Origin of the sequence: Methanobrevibacter sp. (genome assembly GCF_045577275.1) — an archaeon.
Classification (GTDB): Archaea; Methanobacteriota; Methanobacteria; order Methanobacteriales; family Methanobacteriaceae; genus Methanobrevibacter.
The window spans coordinates 1-16,526 of sequence record NZ_JAZNIB010000350.1; the positions used below are offsets into that span (position 1 = coordinate 1).

At 35.2% G+C, this 16,526-nt stretch carries 14 protein-coding genes; 5 read left to right on the forward strand and 9 right to left on the reverse strand.

What is annotated here, in order from left to right; genetic code table 11:
- Positions 1 to 151: 151 nt before the first annotated feature.
- The 3 genes from ACKI67_RS10055 to ACKI67_RS10065 all read right to left on the reverse strand — a co-directional run bounded on the left by ACKI67_RS10055 (position 152) and on the right by ACKI67_RS10065 (position 2,720).
- Complete coding sequence (locus ACKI67_RS10055) at positions 152 to 445, reverse strand: hypothetical protein (protein WP_407463398.1); 294 nt, start codon at positions 443 to 445, stop codon at positions 152 to 154.
- An 85-nt stretch (positions 446 to 530) separates the two neighbouring features.
- Positions 531 to 1,022 (reverse strand): acetolactate synthase small subunit, encoded by a 492-nt coding sequence (ilvN, locus tag ACKI67_RS10060; RefSeq protein WP_407463399.1) that lies wholly within the window; start codon positions 1,020 to 1,022, stop codon positions 531 to 533.
- Positions 1,023 to 2,720: an acetolactate synthase large subunit gene (locus ACKI67_RS10065; protein ID WP_407463400.1), complete on the reverse strand. Its 1,698-nt coding sequence runs from the start codon at positions 2,718 to 2,720 to the stop codon at positions 1,023 to 1,025.
- A 292-nt stretch (positions 2,721 to 3,012) separates the two neighbouring features.
- On the opposite strand from ACKI67_RS10065, the gene purD reads away from it, so the two are divergent.
- From purD to ACKI67_RS10090, 5 genes are all read left to right on the forward strand, one after another.
- Positions 3,013 to 4,329 (forward strand): phosphoribosylamine--glycine ligase, encoded by a 1,317-nt coding sequence (gene purD, locus ACKI67_RS10070; protein WP_407463401.1) that lies wholly within the window; start codon positions 3,013 to 3,015, stop codon positions 4,327 to 4,329.
- A gap of 171 nt (positions 4,330 to 4,500) precedes the next feature.
- The gene (locus tag ACKI67_RS10075) at positions 4,501 to 5,481 is read left to right on the forward strand and encodes a hypothetical protein (RefSeq protein ID WP_407463402.1); all 981 of its coding nucleotides are present in this window, start codon (positions 4,501 to 4,503) and stop codon (positions 5,479 to 5,481) included.
- 210 nt (positions 5,482 to 5,691) lie between these two features.
- Positions 5,692 to 6,606 carry an ornithine carbamoyltransferase gene (argF, locus tag ACKI67_RS10080; RefSeq protein ID WP_407463403.1) on the forward strand — a complete coding sequence of 305 codons (915 nt, stop codon included), beginning with the start codon at positions 5,692 to 5,694 and terminating at the stop codon, positions 6,604 to 6,606.
- A gap of 91 nt (positions 6,607 to 6,697) precedes the next feature.
- On the forward strand, positions 6,698 to 7,684 hold the full coding sequence (locus tag ACKI67_RS10085; protein WP_407463404.1) for a tetratricopeptide repeat protein: 987 nt from the start codon (positions 6,698 to 6,700) through the stop codon (positions 7,682 to 7,684).
- Between the two features lie 51 nt (positions 7,685 to 7,735).
- Positions 7,736 to 8,392 (forward strand): queuosine precursor transporter, encoded by a 657-nt coding sequence (locus tag ACKI67_RS10090; RefSeq protein ID WP_407463405.1) that lies wholly within the window; start codon positions 7,736 to 7,738, stop codon positions 8,390 to 8,392.
- 234 nt (positions 8,393 to 8,626) lie between these two features.
- Here ACKI67_RS10090 and argS read toward each other — a convergent pair whose 3' ends face one another.
- The 6 genes from argS to ACKI67_RS10120 form a co-directional block, all read right to left on the reverse strand.
- A complete protein-coding gene (argS, locus tag ACKI67_RS10095) occupies positions 8,627 to 10,348 on the reverse strand; it encodes an arginine--tRNA ligase (RefSeq protein ID WP_407463407.1) in 1,722 nt (573 codons plus the stop codon).
- 264 nt (positions 10,349 to 10,612) lie between these two features.
- A complete protein-coding gene (locus ACKI67_RS10100; RefSeq protein ID WP_407463413.1) occupies positions 10,613 to 11,032 on the reverse strand; it encodes a signal peptidase I in 420 nt (139 codons plus the stop codon).
- Between the two features lie 286 nt (positions 11,033 to 11,318).
- On the reverse strand, positions 11,319 to 12,890 hold the full coding sequence (locus ACKI67_RS10105; protein ID WP_407463408.1) for a hypothetical protein: 1,572 nt from the start codon (positions 12,888 to 12,890) through the stop codon (positions 11,319 to 11,321).
- 190 nt (positions 12,891 to 13,080) lie between these two features.
- On the reverse strand, positions 13,081 to 14,247 hold the full coding sequence (locus ACKI67_RS10110; RefSeq protein WP_407463409.1) for an MFS transporter: 1,167 nt from the start codon (positions 14,245 to 14,247) through the stop codon (positions 13,081 to 13,083).
- A gap of 7 nt (positions 14,248 to 14,254) precedes the next feature.
- Positions 14,255 to 15,418, reverse strand: coding sequence for a glycosyltransferase (locus tag ACKI67_RS10115; protein WP_407463410.1), 1,164 nt, complete (start codon positions 15,416 to 15,418; stop codon positions 14,255 to 14,257).
- A gap of 109 nt (positions 15,419 to 15,527) precedes the next feature.
- Positions 15,528 to 16,526 (reverse strand): dihydroxy-acid dehydratase (locus ACKI67_RS10120; RefSeq protein ID WP_407463412.1); only part of this gene is annotated, 999 nt, incomplete at its 5' end.

A 16,526-nucleotide genomic window follows, 5' to 3' on the forward strand; every position in this document is an offset into this window, starting at 1 on the left:
CTTTTTTATATAATGCCTCTTCATTAGTATTATCTAACAATAGAATTTTATCAAAATTTATCAATGCCTCATCAAAATCACCCTCATCAAAAAATTTTTTTGCATTTTTTAATAAGATTTTAATTTTTAAATTGGATAGCATCTTCCACCCTCACTTATTATTGAAAATTTCTTTAGGGAAAAGTTGATATATTACATAAGAAACACCTAAATCAACACCCCAAAATGAAATATAAATATGGTAAGCTCCTTTTAAAATATGATCATTATTAATTAGATATGTTCCTTTTGTATAATGTTTTTGGGAAAATTTATAAAGTCCTTTTAAAAACTCAGTCTTATTTCCTTCCGGAGGATCATTGGAAGAATAAGTAACCCCATATTTACGATACATTTTATTAAATCTTTTTGAAATTAATTTATCTTCTTGTTGAAAGATTTTCATCCCATAAAAAATCAAAATATATGATAGGCATGATAAAAATTTTAAAAAAAAAGATAAAAGAAATAGTTAAGAGAAAATCCCTTAACTAGTGATGACCTCTTGCGATTGCAGTAGGTCCTGTACGAGCTATTTTTTTGATTCCAAAAGGTTCAAGCAATTTCAAGAATGAATCAATCTTGTCCGGATGGCCTGTAACCTCCATTGTAATGAAATCATCACATACATCAATTATTTTAGCTTTGAAGATGTCTGCATATTGTATGACTTCAGACCTCACATTTGCCTTGCCTGTTTTAACTTTAACCAAACAAAGCTCTCTTTTTAAAACGTATTCAGGGTCAAGGTCCTTGATCTTTACAACATCAACAAGCTTGTGCAATTGCTTGACGACCTGTTCCAAGACCTTTTCATCACCTTTTACAACAAAGACCATTCTTGCCAACCCTTCAACTTCAGATGCACCTACAGTTATGCTGTCAATATTGAATCCACGTCTGTTCAATAATCCTGCAACACTTTGAAGTACACCTGGCTTGTGCTCTACCAAAGTACTAATAACATGAGATTTTTCGCTCATTTATTTTCCTCCTGCAACGTCTTTTTCATACTTGTACTCACCAAGAAGGTCATTTATGCCTCCACCTGGTGGGAACATTGGTATGAATTCATCTTTTTCAACAGTGATTTCTATAAGCATGGATTCATTATCCTTCAATGCCTTAGACAATACTTCCTGAGTCTTGTCAACCTCTTCAACTCTTTCTGCATTGATTCCGAAACTTTCAGCCAATTTGACGAAATCAGGAGTGTTTCCTAAGTCAGTTTCAGAGTATCTCTTATTGTACATCTTATTCTGCCATTGGTAAACCATTCCTAACTTTCTGTTGTTCAGCATTGCAATGACCACTGGAATGTCATGTTCCTTGATTGTAGCAAGCTCTTGGGAAACCATAAGGAAACCGCCGTCACCTACAATTGCAAGTACAGCATCATCAGGACATGCAACCTTAGCACCAATAGCTGCAGGGAAACCGAATCCCATAGTTCCAAGACCTCCTGAGGAAATGAACTTGCGAGGCTTTGAAATGTCGAGGAAATGTGCTGCCCACATTTGGTGAAGACCTACATCAGTTGTTACGATGGTGTCTTCGGTTATTGCACCTGCAATTTCCTTGATTACCTGTTGAGGTTTAAGTGGAATGTCATCATAGCTTACTCTTGGTATAGTAGATTTCTTAAAGTCTACAATAGATTTGAACCAAGCGCTTTCATCAATCTTTGAACCTTCCAATTCATTGATCAATTGGTTCAATACAATCTTTGCATCACCTACAATAGGCAAGTCTACAGCAACGTTCTTGCCTATTTCAGCAGGATCAATATCAATATGAATAACTTTAGCTTCAGGGAGGAACTCTTCCAATTTACCTGTTGTTCTGTCAGAGAATCTGCATCCTATTGCAAGCAAGCAGTCAGTCTTGTTGACATTTTGGTTAGCTACCTGTTTTCCATGCATACCAAGCATTCCAATGGATATGTCCTCCTTCTCATCAACAATACCCTTACCCATCAATGTGGTTGCCACAGGAGCCTTGACTAATTCTGCAATCTTCTTGACCTCTTCACCAGCACCTGCCAAGATGGTACCTCCACCAGCTAAAATGAGTGGTCTTTCTGCACTCTTAAGCATTTGAGCTGCCTTTGCGATTTGTTTGGAATTACCTTTAATGGTAGGTTTGTAACCAGGAGTAGGGATTGTTCCGAGCACATAATCATCTAATTCTTGCTCTTGCACTTCTTTAGGAACATCAATCAATACAGGCCCATTTCTGCCTGTAGAAGCAATTTCAAAACTGGTATTTATAATGCTTGGAATGTCGTTTGCATCTTTTGGCTGGTAAGAATGCTTTGTAATAGGCATTGTAATACCCATTATGTCTACCTCTTGAAATGCATCATTACCGATTAAATTACTTACAACCTGTCCGGTGATTGCAATTATTGGAGATGAATCCATATATGCATTTGCAATACCAGTGACCAAGTTGGTTGCACCAGGGCCAGAAGTAGCTAAACAGACACCAACTTTACCAGAAGCTCTTGCATAACCTTCTGCAGCATGCGCTGCGCATTGTTCGTGTCTGACAAGTATATGCCTTAAGTCTGAGTCATATAGCATGTCGTAAAATGGAATTACGGTACCTCCAGGGTATCCGAATATGGTGTCAACACCTTTATCCATTAAAGCTTTTATTATAGCGTCTCCGCCTCTCATTTTCATCCGTCCTTTAATTTTAATAATTTATATAAGTTTGATAATCGATTTTTAAATACAATCCAAAATCTTAAAATTTATCTTTGCAATTATATAAGCACAAAAAATTTAAAATTTTATATTTTGATTTGTAATATAATAATATATATCCTAAGATAGATATAAATATTAACATATATTAAAATTTGAAACTTAATATATAATCAGAAACAAAATAAATATATGATGATGTTTTCTTAGAAAAATCTCATGATTATTTAAATTACAAAACTCTTGATGGAGACTTGAAAAAATGAAAGTATTAGTTGTTGGAACCGGTGCAAGAGAACATGCAATCTGTGATGCATTGATAAAAGATGATGTAGAATTATATGCTTACATGAGCAAGAACAATCCTGGAATCAGTAAAATATCCACCTTTAAGAAAGGAGATGAAGGTGAAGTGGATGAAGTGGCTAAATTCGCAAAGGAAAATGGAATCGAGCTCGCTGTAATCGGACCTGAAGCTCCTCTTGGAAAAGGAATCGTTAATGCTCTTGAAGCAGCTGGAGTCCCTTGTGTCGGACCGGCACAGGAATCTGCAAGGATTGAAACTGACAAATCCTTCATGAGAAACCTATTTGAAAAATACGAAATCAAAGGATCTTTGACCTACAAAGTATTCGACAATTTCGAAGACATCAGCGCTTTCCTTGATGAATATGACAAGGACGTTGTAGTAAAGCCTGTAGGTTTGACTGGTGGTAAAGGTGTAAAGATTGTAGGTGACCACCTTAAGGACAATCAAGATGCAAAATTATATGCAAAAGAGGTTATGGATAATGCAATGGGAGGATTTGCACAAGTAATCATCGAAGAAAAGGTTGTTGGTGAAGAGTTCACCATACAAGCATTCTGTGATGGAGAAAACTTGGCTCCAATGCCTGCAGCACAAGACCACCCTCATGCTTTTGAAAACGACCAAGGATTAATCACTGGGGGAATGGGTTCATACTCTGATGTAGGAGGATTGTTGCCATTCATGACTCAAGAGGATTATGATGAAGCTGTTGAAATCATGAAGGAAACATTAAAGGCAATAGCTAAGGAAACCACCCCATACAAAGGAATCCTTTATGGTCAATTCATGTTATCCAAAGACGGCCCTAAATTGATTGAATACAATGCAAGATTCGGTGACCCTGAAGCAATGAATGTACTTCCATTACTCAAGACCCCAATGATTGACATCTGTAAGGATATCGTTGCCGGCAATCTTGGAGAAGTTGAATTTGAAGACTTGGCTTCCGTATGCAAATACATAGTACCTGACGGATACCCAGACACCCCTCATGCAGGAGAGCTCATTGAAGTTGATGAGGAAGCTATTGAAGCACTTGGTGCAAAAGTCTTCTACGCAGCTGTAAGCCAAGAGGAAGACGGAATCCATCTCTCAGGTTCCAGAGCTTTAGGAATCGTTGCGCAAGGCAAAACCATTGCTGAAGCTGAAAAGATAGCTGAAGAAGCTTGCGGATTAGTTGGAGGAAATGTTTACCATAGAAGAGACGTTGGAACTGAAAAATTAATCCAAAAACGTATCGACCATATGGAAGCAATCAGAAACGAATAGATTATTTTTAATCTATTCAATAAAAACCAAAAGTTAAAGAAAGAAATAGATTATTTTTAATCTATTCAATAAAAACCAAAATTTAAAAACCAGTTAATTAGTTATTTTTAACTAATTAACAACTAATACTTTAAATTTAGACTAATAGACTACTAATAATTCGGTGATTTTATGTCTAAATCAGCAAAATCCAAAAATGCAACCTTGAAAAAGGTTAAAAAGTTAGAAAGACAAGGAAAATACCTTAAAGCTTTAAAGGTTTGTGACGAATATTTAGACAATGCTATCGCTGAAGAAAGCCTTATTTTATTAAAAATCGACATTTTAGTCGAATACTACAATAATGATGAGTTTATAGGACTCATCAACGAATATAAAATCAAACTCACTCATTTTTTAGAAGATTTCGAAGAGATAGAACTTTTGAAAATCTACAATACACTTGACAATTATCTTGAACTCAAGACCCAGAACCTTGCAAGTGAAGGAATCGTCAAATCATATCTTGCAGGAGGATTGCTGATAGATAATCTTGAAACCATTCTGGTCTTGAACGAGATGGTGAAGGACAATTATGAAAGCATAAAGAATGATGCGGAATTTATCGAAAGCAAAGTCCCACATGAGCTTGAAAGCTTTGTTGAAAATGTATCAAAAACATCCTATCAATATCTTGAACTTATTTTGGAAAATCCTAAAGAGCAAATAGCCAATGCAAACTTTGATTTGGAAAAGATCAGAGCTAAATTAAGAAAATTCCTTGAACCTAAAAAAGATGATGAGGAAGAAGAAGTGGTTAAAGTAGTTGAAGAAACTACTGAAGCAACAGAAGCACCTACAGAAACTAAATCATCCCTAGAGAAAATGTCTGAACTTGGTGAAAAAAGTGTAGTTACATTAGCTGAAATAATCAGTCCTGAAGAAGAAGAGGAGGATATTTTAGAAACTAAGGACAATACTGAAATAAGCAGGAAATACACTGTTGAAGAAGAAATCCAAGGATTAAAAGAGATCATTTCATACTTGAATGATAAGAATCAATTCAAAAAAGCTTTGATTTACCAAAGAAGACTTGTCAAATTGGCAAGAGAAGAAAACATAAAGGCTCATGAAGACATTGATCTAAAGCAAAGAACACTTTCAGATTTTTAATTTAATTTTTTCTTATTTTAACTGATTTTATTCATTATAAAAAATTACTTTTTAAACTATCTTAACCTATTTTTTATACTAAATACCCTCTAAAAAGTGATAAGTTTTAATAATATTAAAGATAAATAATTAATTTTATTATAATGAAATTATACTAATTACGCATTATACAAATTTTAAGATTTAAATAAATTTTATGAAGGAGTCAAAATGAGAAGTCTTTTATCAGTAAGTGATATTGAAGATGAAGTCACAAGAATCTTGGATATTGCAAGTGACTTCAAAGCAGGAAAGATGGAGGAAAAACCTCTTGAGAACCAAAAGTTAGCAATGATTTTCCAAAAATCATCTACCAGAACAAGAGTTTCCTTCGAAGTTGGAATGTATGAATTAGGCGGAACCGCATTGTTCCTTTCCACCAATGACATCCAATTGGGAAGAGGAGAGCCAATCAAGGATACCGCAAAGGTATTATCAAGATTCTGTGATGCAATCATGATCAGAGCAATCGAACACGATGATGTTGTAGAGCTTAGAGATGAAGCTGATGTTCCAATCATCAACGGATTGACCAATTTGGAACACCCTTGTCAAGCATTGGCAGATATGTTAACTGTAAAAGAGCATAAAGGTGGATTTGACGGCAAGTTCGTTTATGTAGGTGACGGGAACAATGTATGCAACTCTCTTTTATTGATCTGTGGATGTTTAGGAATGGATATGGCAGTAGCTTGTCCTGATGAATACAGACCAAATCCAGAAATTGTAGCTAAAGCTGAAGAATATGCAGCTAAAAACAACTCAACAATCACAATTACAAGTGATGTGAAGGCTGCTGTAACTGATGCTGCCGTTATCTATACCGATGTTTGGGTAAGTATGGGTGATGAGGCTGAAGCTGAAAAAAGAAGAGCTGACTTCAAGGAATATCAAGTAAACCAAGAGCTTATCGACTTGGCAGATGACGATGTAATCTTCATGCACTGCTTACCTGCAATAAGAGGAGAGGAAGTAAGCGCTGAAGTGATTGACGGACCTCATTCCGTAATCTATGACCAAGCTGAAAACAGAATGCATGCTCAAAAAGGAGTATTGTACTACTTCTTGAAGGAATTGCAAAACTGATAGCAACGATAAATGATTAAATATTTAAAAAAATAAAACTTCTTATAGAATTGACTTCAATTAATTATAGTATTTAGGAAAGGGTGAAAATATGGACTTTAATGACCCTGCATTAGAACACTTGGTGAATAAGATTACAATTGCACTGCAAGAAAACAATAGGGAAGAGGCAGCAAGATACATGGATATCATCATTGAAGAGTATCCTGAAGTTGCAAATATCCTAATGAATTCCATTGAGTTCCAAACATTGATGGCACAAAATGAGGAAATGGCTGAAAATGAATCCAAAGCACTAACCGATGAGGATATCATAAAACCTGGAAACACAATGGAAATTGATGAACAAAGAGTCATTGATGACATGAATGCGATGTTGGATGTTGAACCAACAACAGCTCAGGAATACATTCAAAAGGGAACTGTCTTAACAATAACCGAACAGTTTGAAGATGCAATTGACTGTTTCAACAAGGCATTGGAATTGGATCCAAACAACCTTTCCGCATTGATTTCAAAAGGAAACACCTATGAACTCATGGACAATTACGAAGAGGCTTCAAAAGTCTATGATGTAGTCATGGACACTGAAGTTAGTGACATTTACGATTTGATGAGCAAAGGTTATGTCCTTGAAAACCATCAAAGATTTGATGATGCATTGAAAACATACAATCAAGCTTTAAAATCTGATAAAAATAATTCTAACATTCTATTTTTAAAAGGAAGCTGTTTAATCAAGCTTCAAAAACATCAGGAAGCTGTAGACACATTGGATGAATGTATTGAAAGATACAGCGACAATCCTTATGAAACCATTTTCGAATTGGAAAATGCATACCACAACAAAGGGGTTGCATTGCATGCTTTAGAGGAAGATGATGATGCGCTTGAAGCATTCTCCCTTGCACTTGGAATCAATCCAAACTATCACTACACATATTATGAGATTGGAATCATCCAAGAAGACAGAGAAAAGTACGAAAGCGCTTTGAAGAATTATGAAAAATTCCTTGAATTTGACAATACTGACTCTGAAGTGGTTGAAGCTAAGGAAAGGGTTGAAAAATTAATATAAATAATTAACCCAATCAAAATTAAAAAATATTATTGGTGCTGAGGGGATTAAATGAGTCTTCTGAAGAATAGGCCAAGTCAGATGGAACTATATCCAATAATAACTGGGGTATTCTGCGGATGCCTTATCATATCAAACATCCTCGCATCCAAAACATTCTCATTTTACGACTTTATTCTGCCTTGCGGCGTTGTCATTTTTCCAATAGTTTATATCATAGGGGATGTCCTTACAGAAATCTATGGATTCAGACTTGCAAAAAGAACCATCTATCTCGGTTTTGTAATGAGCCTGATAGCTGTTGTTTCATATCAGATAGCAATGGCACTACCTGGAACAGATGCTGCAAGTGCAAATGCATTCAACATAATTTTAGGAAGCACACCAAGAATATTGATAGCAAGCTTCATCTCATACCTTGTAGGATCATATGTCAACGCTTATTTTATGAAGATCCTAAAGGAAAGATATACAGATTACCTCTTTGCAAGATGTTCAATAAGTACCCTATTTGGTGAAGGATTAGATGCAATACTCTTCATCACAATCGCATTTGCAGGAACCATGCCAAATGAGGTCTTGATTACAATGATAATCTGTCAAGGAGCATTCAAGGTAATTTATGAAATCATTGTATATCCAATAACAAGAACAGTGATCAATTGGATGAAATCACTTGACGATACACCATTTGGAAAAATAGATTAAATACCAACATCATCATTAGAAACCAGTTAAAAATAGATTAAAATAGATTAAAATAGATAAAATAATAAGAAATTTCAATAAAAATTTAAGAATAAATAAAAAAAGAAACTAGTGGGTAAGTACTCCCAACTAGTGAAAAGAGTTTTGGTCAAGGTTTTACGAGCCGAAGGCGAGTAAAAGCTTGGAAAAAGTTTTGGTCCAGGTTTTGCGAGCCGAAGGCTCGGAAAAGCTGGGCTACATCATCTCAGGAGCAGAAACTCCTAAAATATTCAATGCATTTCTTAAGGTGATTCTAGCTTTTTCAACTAAAATCAATCTTGCATTTTCTACATCAGAACCGATTACTTGCTCTGCCTTATAGAATCTGTTGAATGCACCAGCTAAATCCTGACAGTATTGAGCTATTGGATGAACTCTTTTTATATTTGCTGAATCTTCAATCAAGCTTGGGAATTTAGCAATCAATTTTACCAATTCTTTTTCATTCTCATCCAATGACCAGTTTTCTTCAGCTTGAATATTTGCCAAGTCAATACCATTTTCCTCTTGAGCTTTCTTAAGTAACTTGCAAGCTCTTGCATGAGCGTATTGAATTGAAGCGCAACCTCTTTCAAAGCTTAATGCTTCATCCCATTTGAATGTGATGTGCTTTTCAGGGGATAATCTTGCAATGTAATATCTGATTGCACCAATACCTATTTGCTCTGCAATTTCATCAATTGTTGTTTCATCAAGCTCTGGTCTTCTGGAGGTGATTTCCTCTTTAGCTCTCTTTACAGCTTCATCCATCAATTCATCAACAGAAATGAACACTCCTCTTCTTGTAGACATGGACCCTTCAGGCAAGGTGATGAATTCATAGAAGATGACTTCCATCTTGTCGCTGTTTGGTTCAATCTCTTCGAGTATTTCAAGTGCAAGCTCAACTTGTCTTGCAGCCAATTTGTGGTCTGAACCAAAGATATCCAATACCTTATCGCATTTTTTGCATTTGTAGATATGGTATGCAATGTCTCTTGTAGAGTAGAGTGAGGTTCCATCAGCTCTTCTTAAGACAAGATGCTTGTCAATACCATACTCGGTTAAATCCAAGTACAATACATCCTCTTTTCTTGCATAACCGATTTCATACAATTCATTGGTGATCTTGTCTACGATACCTGTTCTTACGAATTGTCCTTCCCAAACAAATGCATCATGCTTAACGTTCATTCTCTTCAAGGTTTCCTTTACACCATCAAGACAGCTGTTTACAGCATATTCGAACTTTTCATCAAGCTCGGATGGTCCGCCTTCATATTTTCTGATGGTTGCGTCAACACCATCACCTAAGGACTCATCCTCTTTCAACATTTGATTGACCTTGAAGTACAATTCACCGACCTTATGGTCTATTTTCTCAGAAGGCTGGTCTTCCAATTTCAAGCCAAGCTCTTCCATACCGAAAACGATCATAGCCAATTGTCTTCCCATATCGTTTACATAGTATTGGGTATCCACTTCCCTTCCTGCAGTGGTTAAAAGTCTTCTTAATGAATCTCCCAATACGGAGTTTCTGATGTGGCCAATATGCAATGGTCCATTAGGGTTAGCTGAAGTGTGTTCCAAAATGATCTTTTCATCAACTTTATCCAATTGACCGTAATCCTCATCTACAGAATCCAACAATTGCTTTGCAAAGATATCATGATTGATGAAGAAGTTTACATAAGGTCCGGTAGCTTCCACTTTTGCAAATATTTCAGGAAGTTCGATTTTCTCTACAACTTCAGGAGCAATCAAATTTGGAGCCTTTCTTAAATGTTTAGCCAATTGGAATGAAACGGTACTGGCCAAATCACCTAATTCAGGATTAGGCGGAAACTCCAATTTGATTTCATCATCAAAATCACAGTCGAATTGGTCAACTGCTTTTTTTAAAGCTTCTTGAGCTTCAGATTTTATTTTAAAGTACATATAAACACCGAATAAATATAAATTTAATAGCTTTTACCATACATACATCAAAGCTATTTTCTGTAAAAAAATTATCATCATAATAATTGAAATAACGATTAATTAAAATTGATTTAATATATGAAACTATTCTTTAAAATGATTATAAAATCAATATAATTAATCATCAAAACTTAAAGTCCTCCATTCAGTAGGGGGATGTATATGAGAACTGTAAAAATTCTAAAGTCCTCCAATCAACCTATGTTAGAAAACATAAAAATTCTAAAGCCCTCTAATCCATATGGAGATATACCCTACTTTAGGAATGATCAATGGATGACCATTAAAAGTCAATACCCTGGACTTGATTTGTCCTTTGGTAACGTAATAAGGGTCAGCAACATTATTGTTATCTCCCTTAATCTTGAATACTGTAGTGCCGTTGATTTGACCAATGTCAATCACTCTATGAATAACAGGTCCTTCATGCCAAGCTGCATTATATACCACAATGTCTCCAACCTTGACATCATCTGGAGAGAATTCATGGAATCCTAACAGGTTAGCCTGTTCCAATACTACAATATCTCCTCTGTACATGACAGGTTCCATACTTCCTGATACAACAACATTCAAGTGTTGTGCAGCAAGAAGAACCACAATGATGAGGACTACATAAACTGCTATTTCTTTTAGATTTATATCCAAAATAACACCTTTTTTGTTTTTTTTAAAATAAATTATTAGAATTATAAAATCAAGAATTAGTCAATCGAATAAAATTCTTAATGTCTTTATAATATAGATAATATCTTTTATAAAATATTTAAATTTAATCCAAATTTGAATGGAAAAATATAAAAAAATAGAAGAAAAAAGAACAGATGGGATAGCAATGGAAATGATAATCACTTCCTCAAGAACCCAAATCAAAAAAGGTAAAAAAATGAAAAAATTATAAAATATTAAATGAAAAGATTATAAGATATTAAAAGAGTTGATGGATATGTGCGGTAACCTCATTTAAATATTCGAAGCAAATGCCTCCGTAAGACACATACTCACAGTACCATGGGTCTCTTTTACCTATATCATTCCCCCAGAACTTAATGGACTTATCCCACAAGTTTAGGTTTTCAGCCTCTATTGCTCCAGAAAGGTCTTCTGCATAATTATATCTAAACTCACAGTTTTTATATAAGTTTACAGTTTCCTTTGCAAATATTGCTCCACCATAACAATCAGCAATTAATGCTCCCTTTGCAGTATTACTTGAAAAAAGAGCGTTTTTGAAATCGGCATCTTTACAGAAAACCGCTCCTCCATCTTCATATGCACTATTGTAGTTGAATTCTACATTATCCCCATTAACTTTTTCTTCAGCATATAATGCTCCGCCATCATTATCTTCAGCTTTATTGGAAATAAAAGAAGACTTTGATGATTGTTTACTGTTTATGTGTATGTTTTTTGCATAGATTGCTCCACCATAATCTTGTGCAAGGTTTTCCTTAAAGATGCAATTGTCAACATACACATCAGCCTTGGAGCAGATTGCACCGCCATAGCACTGGCTATTTGCACCCTTTGCAGAATTGGATAAGAATGAGGAATTGAACACATTCACATTCATTTCAGACTTGATTGCTCCGCCATCAACATATGCCTTGTTGTTTTCAAATTGGGAACCTTCTATATTTACTTCACCTTTGGAGTAGATCGCTCCACCATCACAGTCATCTGCAGTGTTTCCTCTGAATAGACAATCTTTGATAGTTAATTGATGGTTGGCACCATTGTAGATTGCTCCACCATAGTCATCTGCCCAATTGTTTATGAACTTACAGTTTATGAGAGTGTATCTAGCAAATCCTAAAATAGATATAGCACCACCATTATAACTGTAATCATTTCGGCCGTTGATGATGTTAAGATTCTTTAAGGTTACCTCTCCAAGAATTGAAACAAATCCAATACAATTCTTTGCTCCCCTACAATCTATAGTATGGCACAAACCATTGATGATTAGATTTTTATTTAAAATAATTCTAGCTCCTTCATGACCGTAATAATCTCTTGTCAAATATAAGGTAGAACCCTCTTTTGCATTGTTTATCAAAGATTGGAGTTCTTCAAAGGTTCCAGGAGTGTTGATGGAAACAGGAATTGTTTGATTGCCACTATCCACATAAGGCCCGATTTTCGGACTTTTTGAAGAATTTCCAGAATCGTTATTTACGACTATCTTCGGACCTACTATTGGTCTTGTTTCGTTATTTTCTCCATCAAGAGAAGCATTGGCATTTTCACACTCATCATCAGCAGAAAAGTCGGCGTTTTCACACTCATCATCGACAGATTCGACATCATCAGGCATGGAAGGGGAAACGCAATAAATCTCTTCATCAGAATCGGTATTTTCGACATCCACATATTCGTCTTCAAGTTCTAAATCAGTTTCATAAGTTTGATTCATGTCTGCTGCAGATGCAAAGCCGAAGCTTGCAATTGCAATAGATACTAATATTAAAGATAAGATTAATTTGTTTATTCTATTCATTTTTTTACCCTTTTAGATTTTTTTAAAAAAATAGATAATTTATTCATTCCTAATACTATATCTGAAAAGGGACATATATAAAGATAATCGAATGCAAGTGCTTACTTACATCTTTAAATGCTAAAAAAAGAGATAATATTTATTTATTTTTATTTTAAAGTAATTTTTAAGCTTTAAAATAAATTTAAACTTATTCAAGATGTTTAAATTTGTCATTGAATGCTAATGTAATCAATGCAAAAACACTGCCCAAAACTGTGAGTAGAACCAATACCTGAAGTAAAACATCTATTCCATACAATTGAAGGACATTTCCTCCAATAAAATTGGCAAAAATTAAACCTACAGTAACGGTTGCACCTAAAAATGCTTGGGCTTCGTATTGGTCATTGTCTTCAATCATATCATTGGTCAAATGAACTGAAGCAGGTACGATTAGAGCAAATGTCAGCATCTGCAAAATCTGTGAAAGGTATATTATGACAATGTCTTGAGCGAAGCAGATCATAATGGAACGAACTATATAAAAGAGGCTTGCTATTATGATTAACTTTTTAGCATCCGCCTTGTCCAGTATCTTTATGAAGATAAACATGACAGGCAGCTCCAAAACAGCAGCCAATGAATTGGAAATTCCTACATTGGAAATGTTTCCTCCGACATTTTCAATTATGTTTATCATATAGCATTCAAATAGATTCTGGAAAGTCATGAGAAATATCAGTGAAACTAGAAATAGGGTAAAAACAGGATATTTGCTAAAGATGTTTTTTCTGAAGTCCCTCTTTTCAAAGTTATCCTTATAGCCGTAATCCGGAAGCAGGCAAATAATAATCATCATCATTATTGAAGATGCCAATGAGAATAATGGAATGACCATGAAATTCATATCCCTTAGCGCAAATCCAATGATGAGTGCAAAAACTGTGAATGTCAATGACCCGAATCCTCTAGCCACTCCAAAATTGGTTTTTATGCCATGATGCTCATAATAGAATGGAGAGTATGTTATGAAGGGATACATGCATCCGGATGCAATGATCATCAATGCAAACATCAGATAGGAATGATTATTAGGGAGGATGAACATTGAAAGGATTGATATGATCAAAATGAGATTTAAGATGAGCAATATCCTTTGCCATGGATAATGATAGGTGTCGGCTATTCGTCCTAAGATAGGCTGCAAAATTGATGCCAATAATGCAGAAATGGCTATTGTTGTTCCAATGTCCACATATGAAAGGCCCAGATTCTTAAGGAAATAGACCCCATAGCCATATACGGTCAGCATGATGATAAACAAAAGACCAAACAATAGATAGCAACATATGTTAGTTTTCCTATTTTCCATCATAAAAATCTCAACTCCTCATTTCCAATATCTTAAGGTATAACTTTTCCATTTCCTCTCCAAACTTCCCTTTTGAAAACCTGAAAGAGGATTTGAATGCATTGTTTTTTAATTGAATATAACTTTCATAATCTTCATTTTTCATTTCAAATACTCTAATGACATTATCGATAAATTCTTCTTTGCTTCTGTACGTAAATCCATTGAATCCAGATTGAATGACATCATCCAAAGATTCATCATATCTGCATACGAGAGGCAGGGAAGAGGCAAGGGCTTCCATATATGTGATGCCTTGGGTTTCACATCTTGATGGTGAAACAAAGATATCACCAATCTTATAATATTTATATGTGTCATCCGGATGGATTACACCTGTAAATTCCACATTATCAGACAATCCTAATTTCTTGACCTTGTTTTTTAGGTGCTTGAGACGTGGCCCTACACCGCAAAGAATAAGCTTAATGTTGCCATCTCTTGAAATCAAATCCGAAAGAAAATCCAAGAGTTCGTCAAGATTCTTTTCCTTTGAAATTCTACCAATATAAACCAATACTTTTGAATCCTCGGTTAAATTAAGTTCTGATTTCAATGCCTTTATTTCCTCTTGTGACAAATCCTGATTGAACATATCTATATCAACCCCTGTTGGGATTAGATGAGTAGGGAGGGATATGGGAATTTCTTCAAGATATGAAATCATCTTTTCACTCACAACAACAATGGCTGAAGAATCCTTGTAGCATCTTTTAAGAAGTATTTTTGAAAATAATTTCCTTATGAACCCCATAGGAATCAGACCCCTTGTGTAATCTTCCCATGAAGTGTGATTGGTGTTGATATATGGAGAGTTGGTTTCTTTGGCAATCTTTTTTCCAACTATTCCTGCATACCATTCCGTTTGAATATGAACAATATCAGGATTCCATGAAATGATTTCATCAATCAAATTGTCATTGAATTTAAAGGATTGCCTAAAGTCAATCAACCTAAGTGAAAATGAACCGATGAAATAATTATTGCCTATTTTTTTTGATTTTCTATCTTTGGAAAATAGCAGAATCCTAACGTCATGGCCTTGATTAATCAATTCCTCCTTTAAAATGGCTATTGAAGCATTAACTCCACAAATTTGATTTTCATAAGTGTCTGTAGTAAGCAATATTTTCATTCATAGCCACTTCCTTTTGTAAAAAGTTTTAATCAAGAAATCAATTAAAAAATAAAAAAGAAAGAGAGATTAGGATTGTTATTTTAAAATACCCTCATATGATAAATGCTTATCTTAAAATAGCTCCTTCATCTGCAGAGGATACGGAACGTCTGTAGATGTTCAACCATCCTTTGACCTTTTTCTCAGGCAAATCTGCATTTGCAATTCTTTCTGCAATTTCATCATCAGACATTTCAACATTCAATTTTCCGTTTGTGATGTCGATTTCAATGATGTCTCCATCCTTAAGGGCAGCTATTGGTCCGCCACTCATTGCTTCAGGAGATACGTGACCTATGCAAGGGCCTCTGGTTCCTCCAGAGAAACGTCCGTCTGTAATGAGACCTACATTCTTGATGCCCATACCCATGATTGCAGAAGTTGGGTTAAGCATTTCTCTCATTCCAGGACCTCCTTTTGGTCCTTCACATCTGATTACAAGAATATCTCCTTCTTTAAGTTCATGATTGAAAATAGCTTCAACTGCATCTTCTTCACTATTGTAGACTTTAGCAGGCCCTTTTAATTGCATCATGTCTTCAGGTACAGCTGCAGACTTTACGATTGAACCGTTTGGAGCAAGGTTTCCTTTGAGAACTGTAAGCCCTCCAGCTTCATGAATAGGATCATCAAGTGTGTGAATGACTCCATTACCAGTTACCTTAGCATCTTTGAGGTTTTCTTCCAAGGTTTTTCCTGTACAGGTCATTACACTGGTGTCTAATTTTGATTCTATTGTCTTCAATACAGCTGGAATACCACCATCTGCATGCAAATCTGCCATGGTGTCTTCACCAGCAGGGGATAGGAGTGCAATGTGAGCTACCTTATCGCTGATTTCATCAAACAAGTCCAAGTCTGCATGAACTCCCTTCTCTTCAAGTTCGTATGCAATAGCTGGAATGTGAAGTGCGGTGTTGCTTGATCCTCCAAGAGCCATGTCCATTGCAATTGCATTTTCAAAGGCTTCTTGAGTCATGATGTCTGATGGCTTCAAGTCTTCTTTTACCATTTCGACAATTCTTTTACCGCTTGCTACAGCCAATTCCTTCTTTTCATCACTTAA

Coding starts and splice junctions, on each gene's coding strand:
- ACKI67_RS10055 (WP_407463398.1), bottom strand. CDS start 445: ATGAAAATCTTTCAACAAGAAGATAAATTAATTTCAAAAAGATTTAAT.
- ilvN (WP_407463399.1), bottom strand. CDS start 1,022: ATGAGCGAAAAATCTCATGTTATTAGTACTTTGGTAGAGCACAAGCCA.
- ACKI67_RS10065 (WP_407463400.1), bottom strand. CDS start 2,720: ATGAGAGGCGGAGACGCTATAATAAAAGCTTTAATGGATAAAGGTGTT.
- purD (WP_407463401.1), top strand. CDS start 3,013: ATGAAAGTATTAGTTGTTGGAACCGGTGCAAGAGAACATGCAATCTGT.
- ACKI67_RS10075 (WP_407463402.1), top strand. CDS start 4,501: ATGTCTAAATCAGCAAAATCCAAAAATGCAACCTTGAAAAAGGTTAAA.
- argF (WP_407463403.1), top strand. CDS start 5,692: ATGAGAAGTCTTTTATCAGTAAGTGATATTGAAGATGAAGTCACAAGA.
- ACKI67_RS10085 (WP_407463404.1), top strand. CDS start 6,698: ATGGACTTTAATGACCCTGCATTAGAACACTTGGTGAATAAGATTACA.
- ACKI67_RS10090 (WP_407463405.1), top strand. CDS start 7,736: ATGAGTCTTCTGAAGAATAGGCCAAGTCAGATGGAACTATATCCAATA.
- argS (WP_407463407.1), bottom strand. CDS start 10,348: ATGTACTTTAAAATAAAATCTGAAGCTCAAGAAGCTTTAAAAAAAGCA.
- ACKI67_RS10105 (WP_407463408.1), bottom strand. CDS start 12,890: ATGAATAGAATAAACAAATTAATCTTATCTTTAATATTAGTATCTATT.
- ACKI67_RS10110 (WP_407463409.1), bottom strand. CDS start 14,247: ATGATGGAAAATAGGAAAACTAACATATGTTGCTATCTATTGTTTGGT.
- ACKI67_RS10115 (WP_407463410.1), bottom strand. CDS start 15,418: ATGAAAATATTGCTTACTACAGACACTTATGAAAATCAAATTTGTGGA.